Origin of the sequence: Francisella frigiditurris (assembly GCF_001880225.1) — a bacterium.
Classification (GTDB): domain Bacteria; phylum Pseudomonadota; class Gammaproteobacteria; order Francisellales; family Francisellaceae; genus Francisella; species Francisella frigiditurris.
Genome location: NZ_CP009654.1, coordinates 1,733,252 through 1,751,955, shown reverse-complemented (window position 1 = coordinate 1,751,955; position 18,704 = coordinate 1,733,252). Strand labels below are relative to the sequence as shown.

Sequence of the window (18,704 nt, the reverse complement as noted above, 5' to 3'; positions counted from 1 at the left end):
GGGAAAGTTGTGTCAGATATTAAAAATGATGAATACATTGAGATTTCTATAAAAGACATTTTATGTAAGTTATGGCGAAATAAGTTAGTTTTTATAGTTGCTCTTATGATTGCATTAATCGTTGGTGGTATAGCGTTGGCTAAGAAGAATTATAATGGTTACACTTATTTTGCTAATGTTTCGTTACCTATATATAATGATGGACGGCTCATATTATTTTCTAGAGATATTATTAATATTTATAATAGTGACCAATATAATGTTACTGATAAGGATTTGAATGTTGACACAAAAACAGGTGATTATTATTCTATTAATTTAACTTATGTATCAAATAAGCCCATCCAACGTGATTTGTTAGATAAGCGAGTAGAAAATTTTGTTAATTTTTTTAATAGTTCAGATTCTTTAAATAGAGCTACTACTAAATATGTAAATTCTTTAAATGAAGCTAATCAGCATATAAAGCTTCTGGATAGTAAGATTAAGCAGTATAAATCAAAGCACAGCTCTGAGGTTGTGGATTTAGCGATGACAATGCTTAAAGATAATTTAATTACATATGAGAGTATGAGGCTTCAAGCAGAGCTGGATATTAAAAATGCAAAATTTGTTGTAAATCAAACTTCTGTAGATTATGCAAAAATAAGTAAGAAGAAATATATATTGGTTGTTTTAGTTTTATCATTCCTGTTTTCTGTATTTGCTGCATTGGGAGTTGATTATTTAAGAGAAAAATTTTTAAATAGAAAATCGTAATCAAACAACCCTAATGAATCAACAGTATATTTCTTTATTAAATAAAATTCCAACTAAATTACGTCGTAAATATATTTCTCTTTTAAAAAATAAGAATATTGACAAAGTTATATTAGTAGGAGAGTTAGAGAGTTTAGCTTTAGAAATTCAAAATAGAAGTCTTCCTAAAATAACTTATCCTGATTTACCAGTTGCTGAAAAAGTTGAAGATATAAAAAAGCTTATTCAAGACAATCAGGTTGTTATAGTGGCTGGTGAAACTGGATCTGGCAAATCTACACAGTTACCTAAAATTTGTTTAGATTTAGGTTTGGGTAAAAGAGGCTTAATTGGACATACTCAACCTAGACGATTAGCAGCTAGATCTATTGCTAATAGAATAGCTAGTGAAATAGGAGATCAATCAAAAGTTTCATATAAGATTCGTTTTTCAGATCAAACATCAGAAGAAACTCTTATAAAAGTTATGACAGATGGAGTTCTTCTATCAGAAATAAAGAATGATAAGTACTTATCTCAATATGAGGTAATAATTATCGATGAAGCTCATGAAAGAAGTTTGAATATTGATTTCCTGCTTGGTTGTATAAAAAAGATTTTGCCTTTTAGACTAGATCTAAAAGTTATTATTACTTCAGCAACAATTGATCATCAGAAATTTACAAGCTATTTTAATCGAGCTAAAGACATTATTATATATGGTAGAACATATCCTGTAGAGATACGATATCAGGATGATGATGAATTTTTAGATTTTTCCTTACAAGAGAGAATTTTGTATGCAATAGATGAGTTAGGAAGAGGTGATATATTAGTATTTTTAGCTACTGAAAGAGACATTCATGAGACTCTTGCTTATTTAAATAAGCAACAACTTAGATTCACAGAGGTCTTACCTCTTTTTTCAAGGCTTTCCAATAAGGATCAGAATAAAATTTTCAATCCGCAAGATTCTACTAGAAGAATTATTTTGGCGACAAATGTTGCAGAAACATCATTAACTGTACCAAGAATAAAATATGTTATTGATTCTGGCTTGGCTAGAGTTAGTCGATATAGCTATCGTACAAAAGTTCAAAGACTGCCTATAGAGAAAGTATCTCAGGCGAGTGCTAATCAAAGAGCAGGGCGTTGTGGGCGGTTATCAGCAGGTATTTGTGTAAGGTTATATAGTGAAGAAGATTTTTTATCAAGAAAAGAATTTACAGATCCAGAGATTTTACGTACAAATCTAGCTTCTGTAATATTGCAAATGTTATTTTTGAAGCTGGGGAATATAAATGAATTTCCTTTTATAGATAAGCCAGATTTTAAATTCATTAAAGATGGTTATAGATTGTTATTTGAGCTTCAGGCTATAAAAAAGCTAAATTACTCTAATCCTGAAATTACTGATGATGGTTTAAAAATGGCAGTAATGCCTTTGGATCCTAAGTTAGCAAAAATAGTAATTGAAGGATATAGACAAAATTGTTTGAAAGAAGTTATATCAATAGCAAGTTTCTTGAGTATACAAGACCCAAGAGAGAGACCTTTAAACTTTCAAGAAAAAGCAGATATAAAACATTCAGCAGATAATGATAAAAATTCAGATTTCATAACTATTTTAAATTTGGCTAATAGGCTTAGTACAGATTTAAAAGACTTGTCAAATAAAGATAAAAAAGAATATTTTAGGAAAAACTTTATATCGCCAGTTAGATTTAACGAGTGGAATGATATTTATAGACAAATTATAGAAACAATACATGGTTTTAAATGGAAGTTGAATTCTACAAAGGAATTAAGCTATGAAAATTTCCACAAAGCTTTAATTAGTGGTTTTATAGGTAATATTGGTTATAACTATGAGAATGTTGAATATCTAGGAGCTAGAGGATTAAAGTTCTTTATTTTTCCTGGGTCATCACAGTTTAAGAAAAAGCCAAAATGGATGCTAAACTCTGAGATTGTTGAGACTACAAAAATATATGCTAGAAATGTGGCAAAAATTGAGCCTGAATGGATTGAGGATTTAGCACAACATCTTGTTAAGAAGCATTATGATGAGCCAGTATGGAGTAAGAAAAGAAAGTCAGTAATAGTTAATGAAAGAGTTTCTTTATATGGTCTGGAAATTGTTTCTAAAAGAATAGTTCAGTATGGAAGAATTAATCCTGAAGAAGCTAGGGAAATATTTATTAGAGATGCTTTAGTTAATGGGGAGTTTGATTCAAGTGCATATTTTTTTAATCAAAATCTTAAGTTAGTCCAAGAGGTTGAAGATTTAGAAAGCAAATCTCGCCGTAGAGATATCCTTGTTGATGAAGATGTAATGTATAAACATTATGACAAGATTATTCCAAATGATGTGTGCGATGGTATTGGTTTTGAAAAATGGGTTAAAGAATTAGGTAAAGACAAACAAAAAAAGTTTGTCTTCGATGTTCAAACGTTGATGCAACATGATGCTAGCAATATCACTCAAGAAAAATACCCAAACACCTTTAATATTGGGAATATGCATTTGCCATTAGAGTATAATTTTGATCCTTTGTCTGAAAAAGATGGTGTTACATTAACGTTACCAGTAGCTTTTTTAAGCGATATTGATCCTATTGTTTTAGAGTGGGGCGTGTATGGATTTTTATATGATAAGATAGTTGCTCTCTTAAGAGCATTACCTAAAAATATACGAAAAGCTTGTGTGCCTGTTCCAACTTATGCGCAAGCTATTCTAGAGTCAATGGATTTTGAAAAAGATAGATATAGTCCATTAAAGTCTATCATTGCTAAACATATTACTAGAATTGTTGGTTTTGTAGTTAATCAAGATGTTTGGCAAGATGAGCAAATAGAAAATTATCTTATTCTAAATATTAAAGTTGCTGATCAAGATGGGAAAACTTTAGCTGTAAGTAAAGATATTAATGAACTAAAGAAAAAGTTTGAAAGCTTTGCTGCTCTAGTTGTAACTAAAGAAGATGATAAGGCTTATTATGACTGGGATTTTGGAAGTATAGATAGAGTTCAACAAATCAAAGAATATGGTATTAATGTAGAGGTATATAATTGTCTTGAAGAGTATAAAGATGGTATAAAACTATCTTATAAGGCTTCAGAAAGCGAAGCATTATTTACTATGAAAAAAGCTTTGGCTAAAATTGTAAAATTAAGATTAAGTAAGTCATTAGATAATAGAATAAAGCAAAATGATTTGGCTAGCCTATCAACATCTATGAAATTAAATGACTCAAAAAATATTGTTATTGATAAAGCTATAGAATTGAGCTTTTTTGAAGATGAAAATATTCCATATGCCAAAGAAGATTTTGAGGTTTTTTATGACCAGGGATTAAAAAGTTTTGAGCAGAATAGAAAAAAAGTTGAGAGTTTAGTTGTTGATATTTTTAAATATAAGCATCAACTTGATAATAAGCTATCTGAAAGAAAAATACCCTTAAATTTTATAGAGCTGTATTCAGATGTAAAAAAAGAGTTAGACAAATTATTTGAAGGTAATTATTTGAGTTATCCATTTATGTATTTAGAAAGATATAAATATTATATTCAAGCATTAGATAATAGATTAGAAAAAGCACAGCAAAATTTGCAAAGAGATAGAGCTTATAGAATTGAAATAGAAGCTTTAGAGAATAGGCTAATAAATGTTAAGACTAGTAAATATTTAGATAAGCAATCAGAGAGTGTGTTGAGAGCACATTTTTTAATTAAAGAACTATGGGTTTCATGGTATTTGCAGAGTGTGAAAACTATAGAGTCAGTGTCATATAAAAAAATAAATGGGTATTTGAGATGTTCTAGTTTAGAGAGTTAATTTTTGTTATAATATGAAAAATTCTTTTCTTGTGACTCATAGTGTTTTTACTTAATAAGTTTGATAAAAGATTTCTAAACTTTGCTGTAATTATTTTTTTAACAATAGTTACAGTCTCTTGGAGTTTTTTTATATTTAATTGGAAATATGATTTATATTTTCTATTAACTATTATTTTTTTGAGATGTATGACATCATTTTTTTTATTGCGTGATTATTCAGCAAGTTGGTCAAAATCAACACAAAAAACTTTTTTAAGAAAAATTTTTGTTAACTTTCCTGTTTTTTGTATTGTCGCTTTAAGTTTTTATGGTAAGGTTCCATTTGCATTAATATTTTCTGAATTTCTTTTCTATTTACTTGCTTTAAATTTTAGTGTTTATAGTTATTATTACTTTATAAATAGAAGTCATGTATCTAAAACTAAGTTAGCAGTTATCTATGGAGCTGGAGTTGCTGGAACTAAAATAGGATTGGAATTTATAAATACTGAATATAGAGTTAAGTATTTTGTTGATGACGATGTGCATTTGCAAAAGAGAACAATAGGTTCTACAAAAATAATATCTAGAGAAAGGTTGAAAAAAGAGCTTTTATCTAAAAATTTTGATTTACTTGTTATAGCTCTTCCAAGAGAATCTAAAAAAGTTATTAAAGAAATTTTTGATGAATTTCAGGATGGTTTCTCTCAAGTTAAGATCATGCCCTCTCTTGAAAATATATTACGAGATGAAAGCTTTTTATCTCAGCTAAAACCAGTTTCTCTATATGATCTTTTATCGAGAGATTCTAAGAGTTTGGATAAGAAGAATATCTTGAATTTTATAAAAGATAAAGTTATTTTAGTTACTGGAGCAGGTGGTAGTATAGGTTCAGAGATTGTTAGGCAATGTATTAAGTTCGAGGCTAAACAAATAGTACTTCTAGATCACAGTGAATTTAATTTATATAAAATTGCTGATGAATATGAAGAATATAATATTAAGAGTGTACTTTGTTCAGTTAGTGATAAAAGTGATTTAGAAGGGGTTTATAAACAATATGCGCCAGATATCATCTTTCATGCAGCAGCTTATAAACATGTCCCATTAGTTGAGGGTAATATTGATAAAGCAATAGTAAATAATATTGTAGGTACAATAAATGCTATAGATTTAGCAATTGAGTATGGTGCTGAGTCTTTTATTCTTATTTCTACAGATAAGGCTGTGCGCCCAACTAACGTTATGGGAGCAACAAAGCGTATTTGTGAGTTATATTTGCAGAATATCGATCCTAGAAAGACTAAGCTAGCAGCGGTTAGATTTGGGAATGTTCTAGGAAGTAGTGGAAGCGTGATCCCTAAATTTGAAGAGCAAATTAGAAAAGGTGGGCCTCTTACTGTTACGCATCCAGAGATTACGAGATATTTTATGTTAATTCCAGAAGCTTGTGAGCTTGTATTACAAGCAGGTGCAATAGCAAAAAATTCGGAAGTCTTTGTTTTGGATATGGGTAAGCCTGTTAAGATACTTGATCTTGCTAAGCAATTTATCAAACTCTCTGGTCGAGATGATATTGCTATCAAGGTAATTGGTCTACGCCAAGGAGAGAAGCTTTATGAAGAGCTTTTGATAGAGGAGGGTGATACTAGTACTGATTATAAAGATATCTTCGTTGGTAAAAAGACATTTTATGATATTAATGAGCTAATTAAAGATATTAATTCACTACTAGTAAATAGTGATAAAATTAGAATTTTAAAAAAGATTGTTCCAGAGTTTGAGCATAGGTTAAATCGGTAAAGATTATGTTTTACAAGATTTTTAAAAGACTACTTGACATCTTACTTTCTTTTGTCGGGATAGTATTGTTGATCCCATTTTTTCTAATTATTATTTTTATGATAAAGAAAGATTCAAAAGGGCCTATATTTTTTAAGCAAAAGCGTTATGGTAAAGATAAACAATTTTTTTATATATATAAATTTAGAACTATGTATGTAGATACTCCAAAAGATATGCCAACGCACTTATTACAAGATCCATCTAAGTGTATAACTAAGATAGGGGCATTTTTAAGAAAAACATCTCTAGATGAGTTACCACAAATCATAAATATTCTAAAAGGTGAAATGAGTATAGTAGGTCCACGACCAGCATTGTGGAATCAAGATGATTTAATTATTGAGCGTGATAAATATGGAGCAAATAATGTACCCGTGGGATTAACCGGTTGGGCTCAAATAAATGGCCGTGATGAATTGCCAATAACTAATAAAGCTAAGTTTGATGGAGACTATGTCAAAAATAAAAGCACATGGTTTGACTTGAAATGTATTTTTCTAACAGTATTTTCTGTTTTTGCTAGAAAAGGTGTGGTTGAGGGTGGCACAGGTTCAATAGAGAAAAAAGAGAATCAAAAATGAAAAAGAAGATCTTAATTACAGGCCTAAATAGTTATATTGGTAATTCTTTTGCTGAATACTGTGTAAGTGATTTTGAAATTAATAAGATTTCTTTAAAAAATGATAATTGGAAAAGTTTAAATTTTTTAAAGTATGATTGTATATTACATGTGGCAGGAATCGCCCATACTTCAAAAGATCCTAAACTAAAAGAAAAATACTATAGAATAAACACGCAACTAACTTATAATCTAGCAAAACAAGCTAAAGATCAGGGTGTTAGACAGTTTGTGTTTTTAAGTAGTATTATAGTTTATGGCGATAGTGCACAGATAGGTCAGCAAAAAGTTATAACTAAAGATACTGAACCTAAACCAGACGACTTTTATGGGGATAGTAAGTTACAAGCTGAAATTAAACTAAATACATTGATTAGTGACGACTTTAGTATTGCTATAATTAGACCACCCATGGTATATGGAGAAGGCTCAAAAGGTAACTATCCAAAGTTGGTTAAACTGGCAAAGTATGCTTTTATTTTCCCAGATATAAAAAATCAAAGAAGCGTTATATCAATAGAAAACTTATCTAAAGAGATTGCTGAAATAATTATCCAAAGTAAAAATGGAATTTTTTTACCTCAAGATAGCGAGTATTTTTGTACATCAAAATTTATCAGGGATTACAGAAAAAACATTTTATCTAAGAACACTTATCTAACAGTCTTATTTAACCCAATTATAAGATTAATTGCTAAAAAAGTAGATTTTGTAAATAAAGTTTTTGGGAATTTGACATATAAATTATGAAGAAGCATATATTAATAGTTAGCCAATATTTTTATCCTGAGAATTTTAGGGTCAATGATTTAGCGGTTGAGCTATATAATAGGGGATATGAAGTCACAGTACTAACAGGTATACCAAACTATCCTTCAGGGAATTTTTTCAAAGGATATGGTTATTTTAGTAAAAGAAAAGAAAATTATGGTGGAGTTAATATAATTAGAATTCCTATAATTCCAAGAAAAAATAGTAAGCTACTTTTAGCATTGAATTATATATCATTTGTGATTTCTGGTTATGTTTGGTCATTTTTTTCCAAATTAAAGCTAGATTATATATTTATATATGAAGTTTCACCAATGACTCAGGCTTTGCCAGCTATTAAGATAGCTAAGAAAAATCATATTCCTTGTTATATTTATGTAACAGATTTATGGCCAGAAAGTGTTGAAGTTGTTCTTGGGTTAAAAAATAAATTTATCCTAACTAGACTTAATAAGATGGTTGATTATATTTATAAAAATTGCAATATGATTTTAACTTCATCAAGAGGTTTTATGGGTAAAATAGTATCTCGAAATAATTCATACGAGCATAAAATAATGTTTTGGCCACAATATGCTGAGAGTTTTTATGAGGAAGCTAAATTAAGAGATGAGCAAGTTTATAATAAATATTTTAAAGATGATGGTAGTTTTAAGGTGCTTTTTGCTGGGAATGTAGGTGAAGCACAAGGGTTAGATATACTTGTTAAAGTCGCATTAAAGCTTAAAGAGAGTAATGTAAGAGATGTGAAGTTTTATGTAGTTGGAAATGGCCGATATAAGCATCAATTACAGAATAATGTTGCTCAAAATAATATTGATAGCTATTTTGTGTTTATTGAGTCGCAGCTTCCACAAAATATCAAGTATTTTATGTATGAAGTAGATGCTTCATTAATATGTTTGACTAAGTCAGAGATATTTTCAATGACAATTCCTGCTAAAACACAGTCGTGTTTGGCTTGTGGTAAACCGATATTGGTATCAGCAGATGGAGAAGTTCAAGAAATAATTACTGAAGCAAAATGTGGTTTATCAAGTGACTCGGGAGACTGGATATCATTATATGATAATATATTAAAAATGAAAGCTATGCCAGAGTCTGAAATAGCCAGCATGTCTCAAAATGCTATAGAGTTTTCACAGAAATATTTTAACAAAAATAAACTAATGGAAGAGTTGGATGACTTGTTTAAATGATTTTAAAGATAAAGTTCTTTTAATAACAGGAGGTACAGGATCATTTGGCGAAACTGTAGCGAATAGATTTTTAGATAGTGGTATTAAAGAAATACGTATATTTTCGCGCGATGAAAAAAAACAAGATGATATGCGAAAGAAGTATAATTCAGATAAGCTGAAATTCTATATAGGTAATGTAAGAGATAGAAAGAGTGTTGACACAGCAATGAAGGGAGTAGATTATGTCTTTCATGCGGCGGCTCTTAAGCAAGTCCCATCTTGTGAGTTTTTTCCAATGGAGGCTGTTAATACTAATGTTCTTGGTACTGAGAATGTATTAGATTCAGCTATATTTTATAATGTAAAGAGTGTTGTTTGCCTAAGTACAGATAAAGCTGCCTATCCTATAAATGCTATGGGGATTTCAAAAGCAATGATGGAAAAAGTAGCAGTAGCAAAAAGCAGAAATTTATCTAATCATGAAACCAAGATATCAATTACAAGATATGGTAATGTAATGGCTAGCAGGGGTTCTGTAATTCCATTATTTTCTAAGCTTATAGATGAAGGTAAAAATCTTACTATTACAGATCCTAATATGACTAGATTTATGATGACATTAGAAGATGCAGTTGATTTGGTGTTATTTGCATTTAGAAATGCAAACCAAGGCGACTTGTTTATCCAAAAAGCGCCGGCGGCTACTATCCAAACACTAGCTGAAGCAATTATGCAGAAGAAGAATAAAAAAATAGGTATAGATATTATCGGATTTAGGCATGGTGAGAAGCTATACGAAGTGCTAGTTACAAAAGAAGAAATGTCTAGAGCTGAGGACATGGGACAATACTATAGGATAGCGGCAGATGATAGAGATCTTAATTATAGCAAATACTTTTCGGATGGTGAAAGTACTATTGCTAAAGCTGAGGATTATCACTCGCATAATACTAATAGGCTAGATGTCGAATCGATGAAGAAGCTTTTAGAGAAAATAGGATACTAGTATGAAAGTTTTAGTAACAGGAGCTAATGGTTTTGTAGGCAAAAATCTGTGTGCCGAATTAGAAAATTTAGATTATCAGCTTTATAAATACACTAGAGAGTCAGATGCTGAAGAGCTAGATCTCTATACCAAAAATTGTGATTTTGTTTTTCATTTAGCAGGTTCTAATAGGCCAGTTAATAATGATGAATTTAGACAGGTAAATACTCAATTAACACAGGAACTATTTGATTTATTAGCGAAAAATGGTAATAGTTCACCAGTAGTTTTATCATCTTCGATACAAGCTAATAAAGATAATGATTATGGTGTAAGTAAAAGATTAGCTGAAGAGACTGCTCTTGCCTCGTTAAATAAGATTTTTATTTTTAGACTACCTAATGTCTTTGGTAAGTGGAGTAAACCTAATTATAATACTGTAGTAGCTACATTTTGTCATAATATCGCTAGGGATATACCTATAAATATTAACGATAAAGATGCTATATTAAATTTAGTTTATATAGATGACTTAATAAAAGATTTTATTAAGCTACTGAAAGAACATAATAATCAAAATAGTGGTTATAAAAATGTTTCCAAAAGCTATGAAGTAACTTTAGGTAAAATAGCTGAGTTAATATATAGATTCAAATCATCTAGACAGACTCTAGAAATTGTAAATATGTTTGATGAGTTTACAAAAAAACTCTATAGCACGTATCTAAGTTTTTTACCCAAAGATCATTTTTCATATCCTTTAAAGATGAATGTAGATGATAGAGGCTCATTTACTGAATTTCTTAGATTGGATGAGAAAGGTCAAGTTTCTGTTAATATATCCAAATCAGGAATTACTAAAGGTCAACATTGGCACCATACTAAAAATGAAAAGTTTTTGGTAGTTTCTGGAAAAGGTGTGGTGAGGTTTAGAAATATATATAGTCAAGAAATTATAGAGTATTATCTATCATCTGATAAACTTGAGGTAGTTGATATTCCCACTGGTTATACGCATAATATTGAGAATCTTGGTGATACTGATATGGTAACTATTATGTGGGCTAATGAATATTTTGATAAAAATAATCCAGACACGTATTTTTTGAAGGTGTAGTAATTTATGAAAAAATTAAAAGTAATGACTGTAGTTGGTACAAGACCAGAAATTATTCGTTTATCAGCAACTATTTTAAAACTAGATCAAAGTTCAGCTATTGAACATATACTAGTCCATACAGGTCAGAACCATGACTATGAATTGAATCAAGTATTTTTCGAGGACTTTGGCTTAAGGAAGCCTGATTACTTCCTTAATTCAGTTAATAATAGTAAGCCAATGGAAACTATAGGAAATATTTTTATTAAAATAGATGAAGTTCTTGATAATGAGAAACCAGAAGCATTGCTGGTTTTGGGAGATACAAATAGTTGTTTATCAGCTATTGCAGCAAAAAGAAAAGGTATTAGTGTCTTCCATATGGAGGCTGGTAATAGGTGTTATGATAAAAGAGTCCCAGAAGAAATAAATAGGAAAATAGTTGATCACATATCAGATATAAATCTGCCTTATAGCGATATTGCTAGAGAATATCTTTTAAGAGAAGGTTTTCCTGGACAAAGAATTATAAAGACAGGCAGCCCAATGTTTGAGGTTTTACAAAATAAAAAAGATGATATAAATAAGTCAAAAATATGTGAAAAACTAGGTTTGATAAAGAACGAATATTTTGTCGTTTCTGCTCACAGAGAAGAAAATGTAAGTCATAAAGAGCATTTTTTAGACCTGTTTGAATCTTTAAATAGTATTGCTGAAATATATAATCTACCAATTATTGTAAGTACACACCCTAGAACAAAGAATGTTTTAGATGCTGAAAAGATAGAGTTAAACCCATTGATTAAAATATTAAAACCTCTAGGTTTTATTGACTATAATAAACTTCAGTTAGATTCAAAAGTAGTGCTTAGTGATAGTGGAACTATTAGTGAAGAAAGTTCAATACTAGGGTTTAAGGCTTTAAATATAAGATACTCACATGAAAGGCCTGAGGCAGTCGAAGAAGGTACAGTCATGATGGTGGGATTAAAAAAAGATAGAATATTACAAGCTCTAACAGTATTGAATGAAGAGATCGATGATAGAAGGAGACTTGTGGCTGACTACTCTATGCCAAATGTTTCTGATAAGGTGTTAAAAATAATTGTTTCATATTTAAACTATAATTTTTAAGCTTTTGGGGCAGTAAATGATAAATATATTAAACTTGATTGGAAGAACACAAGAATTATTTATAGCAGATGTAACAAAAAATGAAAAGAAACTATCTGATGAAGTTTCGTCCTCAAGGTTTTTGGTTTTAGGAGCAGCAGGCTCTATTGGGCAGGCTGTTACTAAAGAAATCTTTAAGCGAAATCCTAAAAAGCTCCATGTAGTAGATATCTCAGAAAACAATATGGTAGAGCTAGTAAGGGATATAAGAAGTTCACATGGTTATATAGATGGGGATTTTAAGACTTTTGCATTAGATATTGGGAGCCTTGAGTATGATGCTTTTATAAAGAATGATGGTGAGTATGACTATGTATTGAATTTATCAGCACTAAAACACGTTAGAAGTGAAAAAGATCCATTTACTTTAATGAGAATGATTGAAACGAATATTTTTAACACTGATAAAACTATAAAGCAGTCTATAGAAAATGGAGTAAAAAAATATTTTTGTGTGAGCACAGATAAAGCCGCTAATCCTGTTAATATGATGGGGGCCAGTAAGCGGATTATGGAGATGTTTGCGCATAAAAATTCCCGTGAAATAGATATATCCATGGCGAGATTTGCAAATGTGGCATTTAGTGATGGAAGTCTGCTTCATGGGTTTAATCAAAGAATTCAAAAAAAACAGCCTATTGTAGCACCTAATGATATTAAAAGATATTTTGTTACACCTAAAGAAAGTGGTGAATTATGCTTAATGTCTTGTATTTTTGGTGAGAATAGAGATGTGTTTTTTCCAAAGTTGAGTGAGAATCTGCATCTTATATCTTTTGCTGATATTGCAGTGAAATATTTAAAAGATTTAGGATATGAACCGCACTTGTGTGAGTCAGAGGATGAAGCAAGAAAGTTAATCAATAATTTACCATCTCAAGGTAAGTGGCCATGTTTGTTTACACAAAGTGATACAACAGGCGAAAAAGACTTCGAAGAATTTTTTACAAATAATGAAGTCTTAGATATGGAAAGATATAATAATTTTGGTGTTATTAAAAACCAAGCTGACTTTAATATTGAAAAATTAGTTGCATTTGAAAAATGTATAAACTCTTTAAAGCAAAATTTATCATGGACAAAGCAAGATATAGTCGAAGAATTCTATAAATTGATCCCTGATTTTGGCCATAAAGAGACAGGAAAGTATTTAGATGGGAAAATGTAATGAAAGGAATAATTTTAGCAGGCGGGAGTGGAACTAGATTATATCCACTTACATTAGGAGTCAGTAAACAACTTTTGCCGGTGTATGACAAACCTTTGTTATATTACCCATTATCGGTGCTAATGCTTGCAGGTATTAAAGAAATTTTAATTATATCAACCGAGAGAGATTTGCCACTCATTCGCGAATTACTTGGTGATGGCTCACAGCTTGGTATAGAACTTAGTTACAAAATCCAGCCATCTCCAGATGGACTTGCTCAAGCATTTATCTTGGGCGAAGAGTTTTTAGAGAGGGGATCTGTTTGTTTGATATTAGGTGATAATATATATTATGGTCATGGTATGAGTTCTATGCTTGAATCTGCTAGAATACAGTGTGAACAGGCTGATGGTGGAGCTTGTGTTTTTGGATATTATGTTAAAGATCCTCATAGGTATGGTATCGTTGAGTTTGATAAGCAAAGAAATGTTATCTCAGTGGAAGAAAAACCCCAGCATCCTAAATCAAATTATGCTATAACAGGGCTATATTTTTATGATAATAATGTTGTTGAGATGGCAAAACAAGTTAAGCCATCTGCTCGAGGAGAGCTTGAGATTACATCACTTAATGAACTTTATCTACAAAAGAATAAACTAAATGTTGAACTTTTAGGAAGAGGATTCGCTTGGCTTGATGCTGGTACACACGATTCACTGCTAGAATCAGGTCAATACGTGGAAACTATTGAAAAAAGACAAGGTCTAAAAATAGCATGTTTAGAAGAAATAGCTTGGCGTAAAGGTTTTATAACATCTGAGCAGGTTTTAAAACAAGCAAAGAAATTATCGAAAACAGAATATGGTCAATATTTGAAGAGAATTGTGAATGATGGAATATAAAGCAAAAAATATATTAGTAACCGGTGCAGCAGGTTTTATAGGTAGTAACTATGTACGCATGATGCTATCGCGCCATAGTAATATTAAAATAATCTCATTTGATAAGCTTACTTATGCAGGTAGTTTAGATAATCTAAAAGACTTGAATAACGAACATAATCATACTTTTATAAAAGGTGATATCTGTGATGAAGTTTTAGTATATCAAGCGCTAAAAGAACATAAGATTGATACGATAGTACATTTTGCTGCAGAATCCCATGTTGATAATTCTATTGCCAATCCTAAAATATTTTTAGAAACCAATGTGATTGGAACATTTACTCTTTTAGACTGTGCTAAAAAGTATTGGTTAGATGAATTAGGTTTCGATGAAACTAGTTGCAAGTTCCATCATGTATCCACAGATGAAGTGTATGGCACATTATTAAAAGATGATCCTGCATTTACTGAAGAGAAAGCATATGAGCCAAACTCTCCATACTCAGCCTCTAAGGCTGGTTCTGATCATATAGTTAGGGCATACTATCATACTTATAAATTACCTATAACTATTTCAAATTGTTCAAATAACTATGGACCATATCAACATCCTGAGAAGTTAATACCAGTTGTGATTAATAGCTGTATTAACCAAAAGCCTATTCCGGTATATGGAGATGGTTCAAATATTCGTGATTGGTTATATGTAGTAGATCATTGTGATGCTATACAAACAGTAGTTGAAAAAGGTATTATAGGGGAGGTTTATAATATAGGTGGAATTAATGAGGTTGATAATTTGACACTTATAAATACTGTTTGTAAAATAATGGATAAGTATATGCCTGAGCATGCTCCACATAGTAGACTAATATCATTTGTAGAGGATAGAAAAGGTCATGACTGGAGATATGCTATAGACAATAGTAAAATCCAGAATGAGTTAGGTTGGAAGCCTTCTCAGGATTTTGAGAAGATGTTTAAAGAAACTATTGAGTTTTATTTATAATATAATTATACGAATATGTCTCACAAGAGGTTATCCGATTGAATAATAAAGTTGCATTTTATGTTATGAACTCTAAAGGGTATTATACTTTAGAAAAATTTATTAATAGGTTCGGTGCTCAAAGCGTAGAGTTTGTGATATCCGGTAAAGATAAAAGTATACAGCACGATTTTTTTCAAGAAATTGAGAGTCTCGTTAAAGCTAATGACATAACTTTTCATGACAAATCTGATGATTATGAGTTTTTAGAAAGTAGTTTTGCTGGATATAAGTTTGCAATTGGTTGGAGATGGATTATTAGAAATGATAGAAATCTGATAGTGTTCCATGATTCTTTACTTCCAAAATATAGGGGGTTTGCACCTCTTGTAAACTGCTTAGTAAACAATGAGAGTCAAAGCGGAGTAACGGCTCTATTTGCTAATAGTGAGTATGATAAGGGAGATATTATAGCTCAAAAAAAATTTGATATAAAATACCCTGTAAAAATTAGTGAGGTGATAAGGCGGGTGGAGCCGCTTTATTATGAACTTGTTGAAGAGGTATTTACATCTATTAAAAATAATGAAACTTTAATATCTATAAAGCAAGATGAGAGTAAATCCACCTATAGTCTTTGGCTTGATGATGAAGATTATTTTATTGATTGGTCATGGCCTTCTACTCAAATAAAAAGATTTGTTGATGCTGTTGGTTATCCATACTGTAATGCAAAAACATATTTAGATAATAAGATTATAAAAGTTATCAATGCTGAGTTAGTAGAGGATGTATATATAGAAAATAGAGCTAGACATATAGGTAAAATAATATTTTATGATGATTATCCTATAGTTGTATGTAAAAATGGTTTGATAGCTTTTAAAGATCTTGTTTGTGAAGATGAGGAAAAAATAAAAATTAAGTTTAGGAGTAGGTTTTACTAATTAAAATATTATGAAAGAAAGTACGATGAGAATGAGCAAATGAAACTATCTATAGTAATACCTCTATATCAAAATGAAAAAAACATACCAGTTACTTACTCAAGACTAAAAGACGAAGTAATCGAGTATTTAGATGATTATGAAATAATACTTGTCGACGATGGCTGTAAAGATAACTCATATCAAGAGGCTATGAAACTGCGAGAAATAGATGATAATGTAAAGGTTATTAGGCTCTCGAGAAATTTTGGGCAACATGTAGCTATATATGCGGGATTGGAACATATATCTGGTGATTGTGCTGCCGTTATATCGGCAGATTTACAAGATCCTCCCAGTTTATTAGTGGAAATGGTTGAAAAGTATAAACAAGGTAGCAAAGTAGTACTAGCCATCAGGGAGTCAAGGGATGAAAAATGGTCGCAAAAACTTTTTTCAAAAATATACTATAAGCTGATGCGAAAATTTGCTATAAAAGATATGCCAAAGGGCGGTTTTGACTGTTTTCTAGCAGATAAACAAGTCATAGAAGTGCTAACAAGCATAGGGGAGAAAAACACATCATTATTTGCCCAGGTGCTATGGCTGGGTTTTAAACGAGCTGAAGTTCACTATTCTCGTCGCTCAAGAGAGATAGGCAAATCTGGCTGGACACTTTCAAAAAAAATAAAACTCGTTGTTGATTCATTACTGGCATTTTCATATGTGCCAATCAGAGCTATTTCTATTATAGGGATGGTTGACTGTATTATATGCATTATAATGGCTATATATATCATCTTACAAAAAATATTCTTTGGAGCAAACCCTGGTTGGTCATCTATCATGGTAGTTATATTATTCACATCAGGTGTTCAGATGCTAACACTCGGCATAATAGGTGAGTATCTGTGGAGAAACTTCGACGAAAGCCGAAAAAGACCACTATATGTGCTGGATAGTAAACATGGTTTATGATTTTATTCAAAAGTATTACTCTTTTATTAAGTTTTGTATTGTAGCAGTTGGGTATAATCTATTTGCATATTTAATTTTTGTGATATTTATATTATTAGATATTAACTACCTGGTTGCTAGTACTATAGCTTTTATATTAGGTGTAGTACTAAGCTTATATATGAATAAAACTTTCGTTTTCGATAGTAGTAATTATAGTAAGGGCTTAATCATTAGATATTTTGTTTTCTATATATTACTACTATCTTTTAATTTGGTCATGCTGCATATACTTGTAGACAAAACTCCTGTAAATGTATATTTATCACAAATTATAGTTACAGGAATATCTGCGGTTGTTTCATTTAATGTGATGAAAGCATTTGTTTTTAAATAAAGATGGTGTAAGAGATTGAAATATATAAAAAATAAATTTTTTATTATAGGTTTGGTAATTGTTCTTGCTGTATCTATAGGTGTTTTTTACGAATCATTTTATCACCAAGTATGGAGTGAACATATATATGGTGTAAGTGATGTACCTTTGCATGTAAATTTTATAATTAAAAGTGAAAAGGTTGGTGCTTTCCCACTCTATAGTATTTGGTTTTATCTAGTCTATATTATTAGCTTTATGTCAAACAGCTATAAAATCCTTGCATATACAAGTATTGTGTTATTATCTGTTTTTGTTATATTTAAATATCTAATTACATATATTATTATTAGTGATGGTAGTAATAAAAAATGGTTAGTTGCTACCGTTAGTACACTAATGATTTTCGCAATGCCAATAATTAGCTTTTTTAATAGTCCTCGTCGCTATACTCATATATACCTAGGTAATATTTCTCCTAATATTTGGCACAATTCAACGCTTATATTTGCAATGCCTTTTTATATCATGCTGTTTAGCTATTCTATTAATAAAATTCTGAGTTTTAGAAATAAAGATATTATCATCATCGCCACACTGTTTATGGTTGCCACGTTGTGTAAACCTAACTTTATCTTAGCATTTGCACCAGTCTTTTTCATTGTATCTTTTTGGTATATCTTATTTAACGAAAGAAAAACTATTAACATTTGTAAAGTATCTACTATTGGGATATGTATATGTGCTATTTTACTAATTCAGTTTATTTCAACCTTTATGCATAATGAGATATTTCCTAAAGTTAGCACTGGAATTGCACCATTAAAAGTATGGAGTTTATATTCTCCACATATTTTACTATCATGCTTATTATCATTTACGTTTCCTGTGTCTGTTACTCTGCTATATATGACCAAAGTTATTTATGAGAAAGAAATATTGCTATCTTGGCTTACGGTATTCATAGCAACTATGATGTTTGCAGTTTTCATCCAATACCCTGACTGGCAAAGCGCCAATTTTGTATGGGGAGCTATTGCTGCAAATTATATTCTGTTTGTATATTGTGTAAAGTTTTTAATTAATCAAAAAATAGATTATAAAAGTATTGTGTGTTATATGATATTTATAATGCATTTTATTTCAGGGTTTATTTTTTTTAAGAATTATTCGTTAACATTTTAGATTATTAA

The 18,704-nt window shown here is 30.4% G+C and carries 16 protein-coding genes; all 16 read left to right on the top strand.

The genetic code is table 11. The features are described from left to right. The first annotated feature begins 9 nt into the window (after positions 1 to 9). The 16 genes from KX01_RS08750 (at position 10) to KX01_RS08675 (ending at position 18,696) form a co-directional block, all read left to right on the top strand. Positions 10 to 759, top strand: coding sequence for a GumC domain-containing protein (locus tag KX01_RS08750; protein ID WP_071664620.1), 750 nt, complete (start codon positions 10 to 12; stop codon positions 757 to 759). A 13-nt stretch (positions 760 to 772) separates the two neighbouring features. Next, positions 773 to 4,576 carry an ATP-dependent RNA helicase HrpA gene (gene hrpA / locus KX01_RS08745; RefSeq protein ID WP_071664619.1) on the top strand — a complete coding sequence of 1,268 codons (3,804 nt, stop codon included), beginning with the start codon at positions 773 to 775 and terminating at the stop codon, positions 4,574 to 4,576. Positions 4,577 to 4,764: 188 nt separating this feature from the next. After that, on the top strand, positions 4,765 to 6,360 hold the full coding sequence (locus KX01_RS08740; RefSeq protein ID WP_232223329.1) for a polysaccharide biosynthesis protein: 1,596 nt from the start codon (positions 4,765 to 4,767) through the stop codon (positions 6,358 to 6,360). 5 nt (positions 6,361 to 6,365) lie between these two features. Beyond that, positions 6,366 to 6,983: a sugar transferase gene (locus tag KX01_RS08735; RefSeq protein ID WP_071664617.1), complete on the top strand. Its 618-nt coding sequence runs from the start codon at positions 6,366 to 6,368 to the stop codon at positions 6,981 to 6,983. Beyond that, positions 6,980 to 7,771, top strand: a complete 792-nt coding sequence (locus KX01_RS08730) for an NAD-dependent epimerase/dehydratase family protein (RefSeq protein WP_071664616.1) — start codon at positions 6,980 to 6,982, stop codon at positions 7,769 to 7,771. The genes KX01_RS08735 and KX01_RS08730 overlap by 4 nt, the downstream gene beginning before the upstream one ends. Continuing rightward, complete coding sequence (locus KX01_RS08725) at positions 7,768 to 8,991, top strand: glycosyltransferase family 4 protein (RefSeq protein ID WP_071664615.1); 1,224 nt, start codon at positions 7,768 to 7,770, stop codon at positions 8,989 to 8,991. The genes KX01_RS08730 and KX01_RS08725 overlap by 4 nt, the downstream gene beginning before the upstream one ends. Next, positions 8,975 to 9,979, top strand: coding sequence for a polysaccharide biosynthesis protein (locus tag KX01_RS08720; RefSeq protein ID WP_071664614.1), 1,005 nt, complete (start codon positions 8,975 to 8,977; stop codon positions 9,977 to 9,979). Before KX01_RS08725 ends, KX01_RS08720 begins: the two co-directional genes overlap by 17 nt. 1 nt (position 9,980) lies before the next feature. Further along, positions 9,981 to 11,075, top strand: a complete 1,095-nt coding sequence (locus KX01_RS08715; RefSeq protein ID WP_071664613.1) for a polysaccharide biosynthesis C-terminal domain-containing protein — start codon at positions 9,981 to 9,983, stop codon at positions 11,073 to 11,075. A 6-nt stretch (positions 11,076 to 11,081) separates the two neighbouring features. Continuing rightward, positions 11,082 to 12,191 (top strand): non-hydrolyzing UDP-N-acetylglucosamine 2-epimerase, encoded by a 1,110-nt coding sequence (gene wecB, locus KX01_RS08710; RefSeq protein ID WP_071664612.1) that lies wholly within the window; start codon positions 11,082 to 11,084, stop codon positions 12,189 to 12,191. A 16-nt stretch (positions 12,192 to 12,207) separates the two neighbouring features. Next, positions 12,208 to 13,398, top strand: a complete 1,191-nt coding sequence (locus KX01_RS08705; protein ID WP_071664611.1) for a UDP-N-acetylglucosamine 4,6-dehydratase — start codon at positions 12,208 to 12,210, stop codon at positions 13,396 to 13,398. After that, positions 13,398 to 14,282: a glucose-1-phosphate thymidylyltransferase RfbA gene (gene rfbA, locus KX01_RS08700; RefSeq protein WP_071664610.1), complete on the top strand. Its 885-nt coding sequence runs from the start codon at positions 13,398 to 13,400 to the stop codon at positions 14,280 to 14,282. Before KX01_RS08705 ends, rfbA begins: the two co-directional genes overlap by 1 nt. Beyond that, positions 14,272 to 15,273, top strand: a complete 1,002-nt coding sequence (gene rfbB, locus KX01_RS08695) for a dTDP-glucose 4,6-dehydratase (protein WP_071664799.1) — start codon at positions 14,272 to 14,274, stop codon at positions 15,271 to 15,273. Before rfbA ends, rfbB begins: the two co-directional genes overlap by 11 nt. Before the next feature lie 38 nt (positions 15,274 to 15,311). Beyond that, a complete protein-coding gene (locus KX01_RS08690; protein WP_083578927.1) occupies positions 15,312 to 16,199 on the top strand; it encodes a formyltransferase family protein in 888 nt (295 codons plus the stop codon). A gap of 39 nt (positions 16,200 to 16,238) precedes the next feature. Next, entirely contained in the window at positions 16,239 to 17,156 is a 918-nt protein-coding gene (locus KX01_RS08685) for a glycosyltransferase family 2 protein (protein WP_071664609.1), read from the top strand. After that, entirely contained in the window at positions 17,128 to 17,532 is a 405-nt protein-coding gene (locus KX01_RS08680) for a GtrA family protein (protein ID WP_083578926.1), read from the top strand. Before KX01_RS08685 ends, KX01_RS08680 begins: the two co-directional genes overlap by 29 nt. Before the next feature lie 15 nt (positions 17,533 to 17,547). Beyond that, on the top strand, positions 17,548 to 18,696 hold the full coding sequence (locus KX01_RS08675) for a hypothetical protein (protein WP_071664607.1): 1,149 nt from the start codon (positions 17,548 to 17,550) through the stop codon (positions 18,694 to 18,696). Positions 18,697 to 18,704 lie beyond the last annotated feature (8 nt).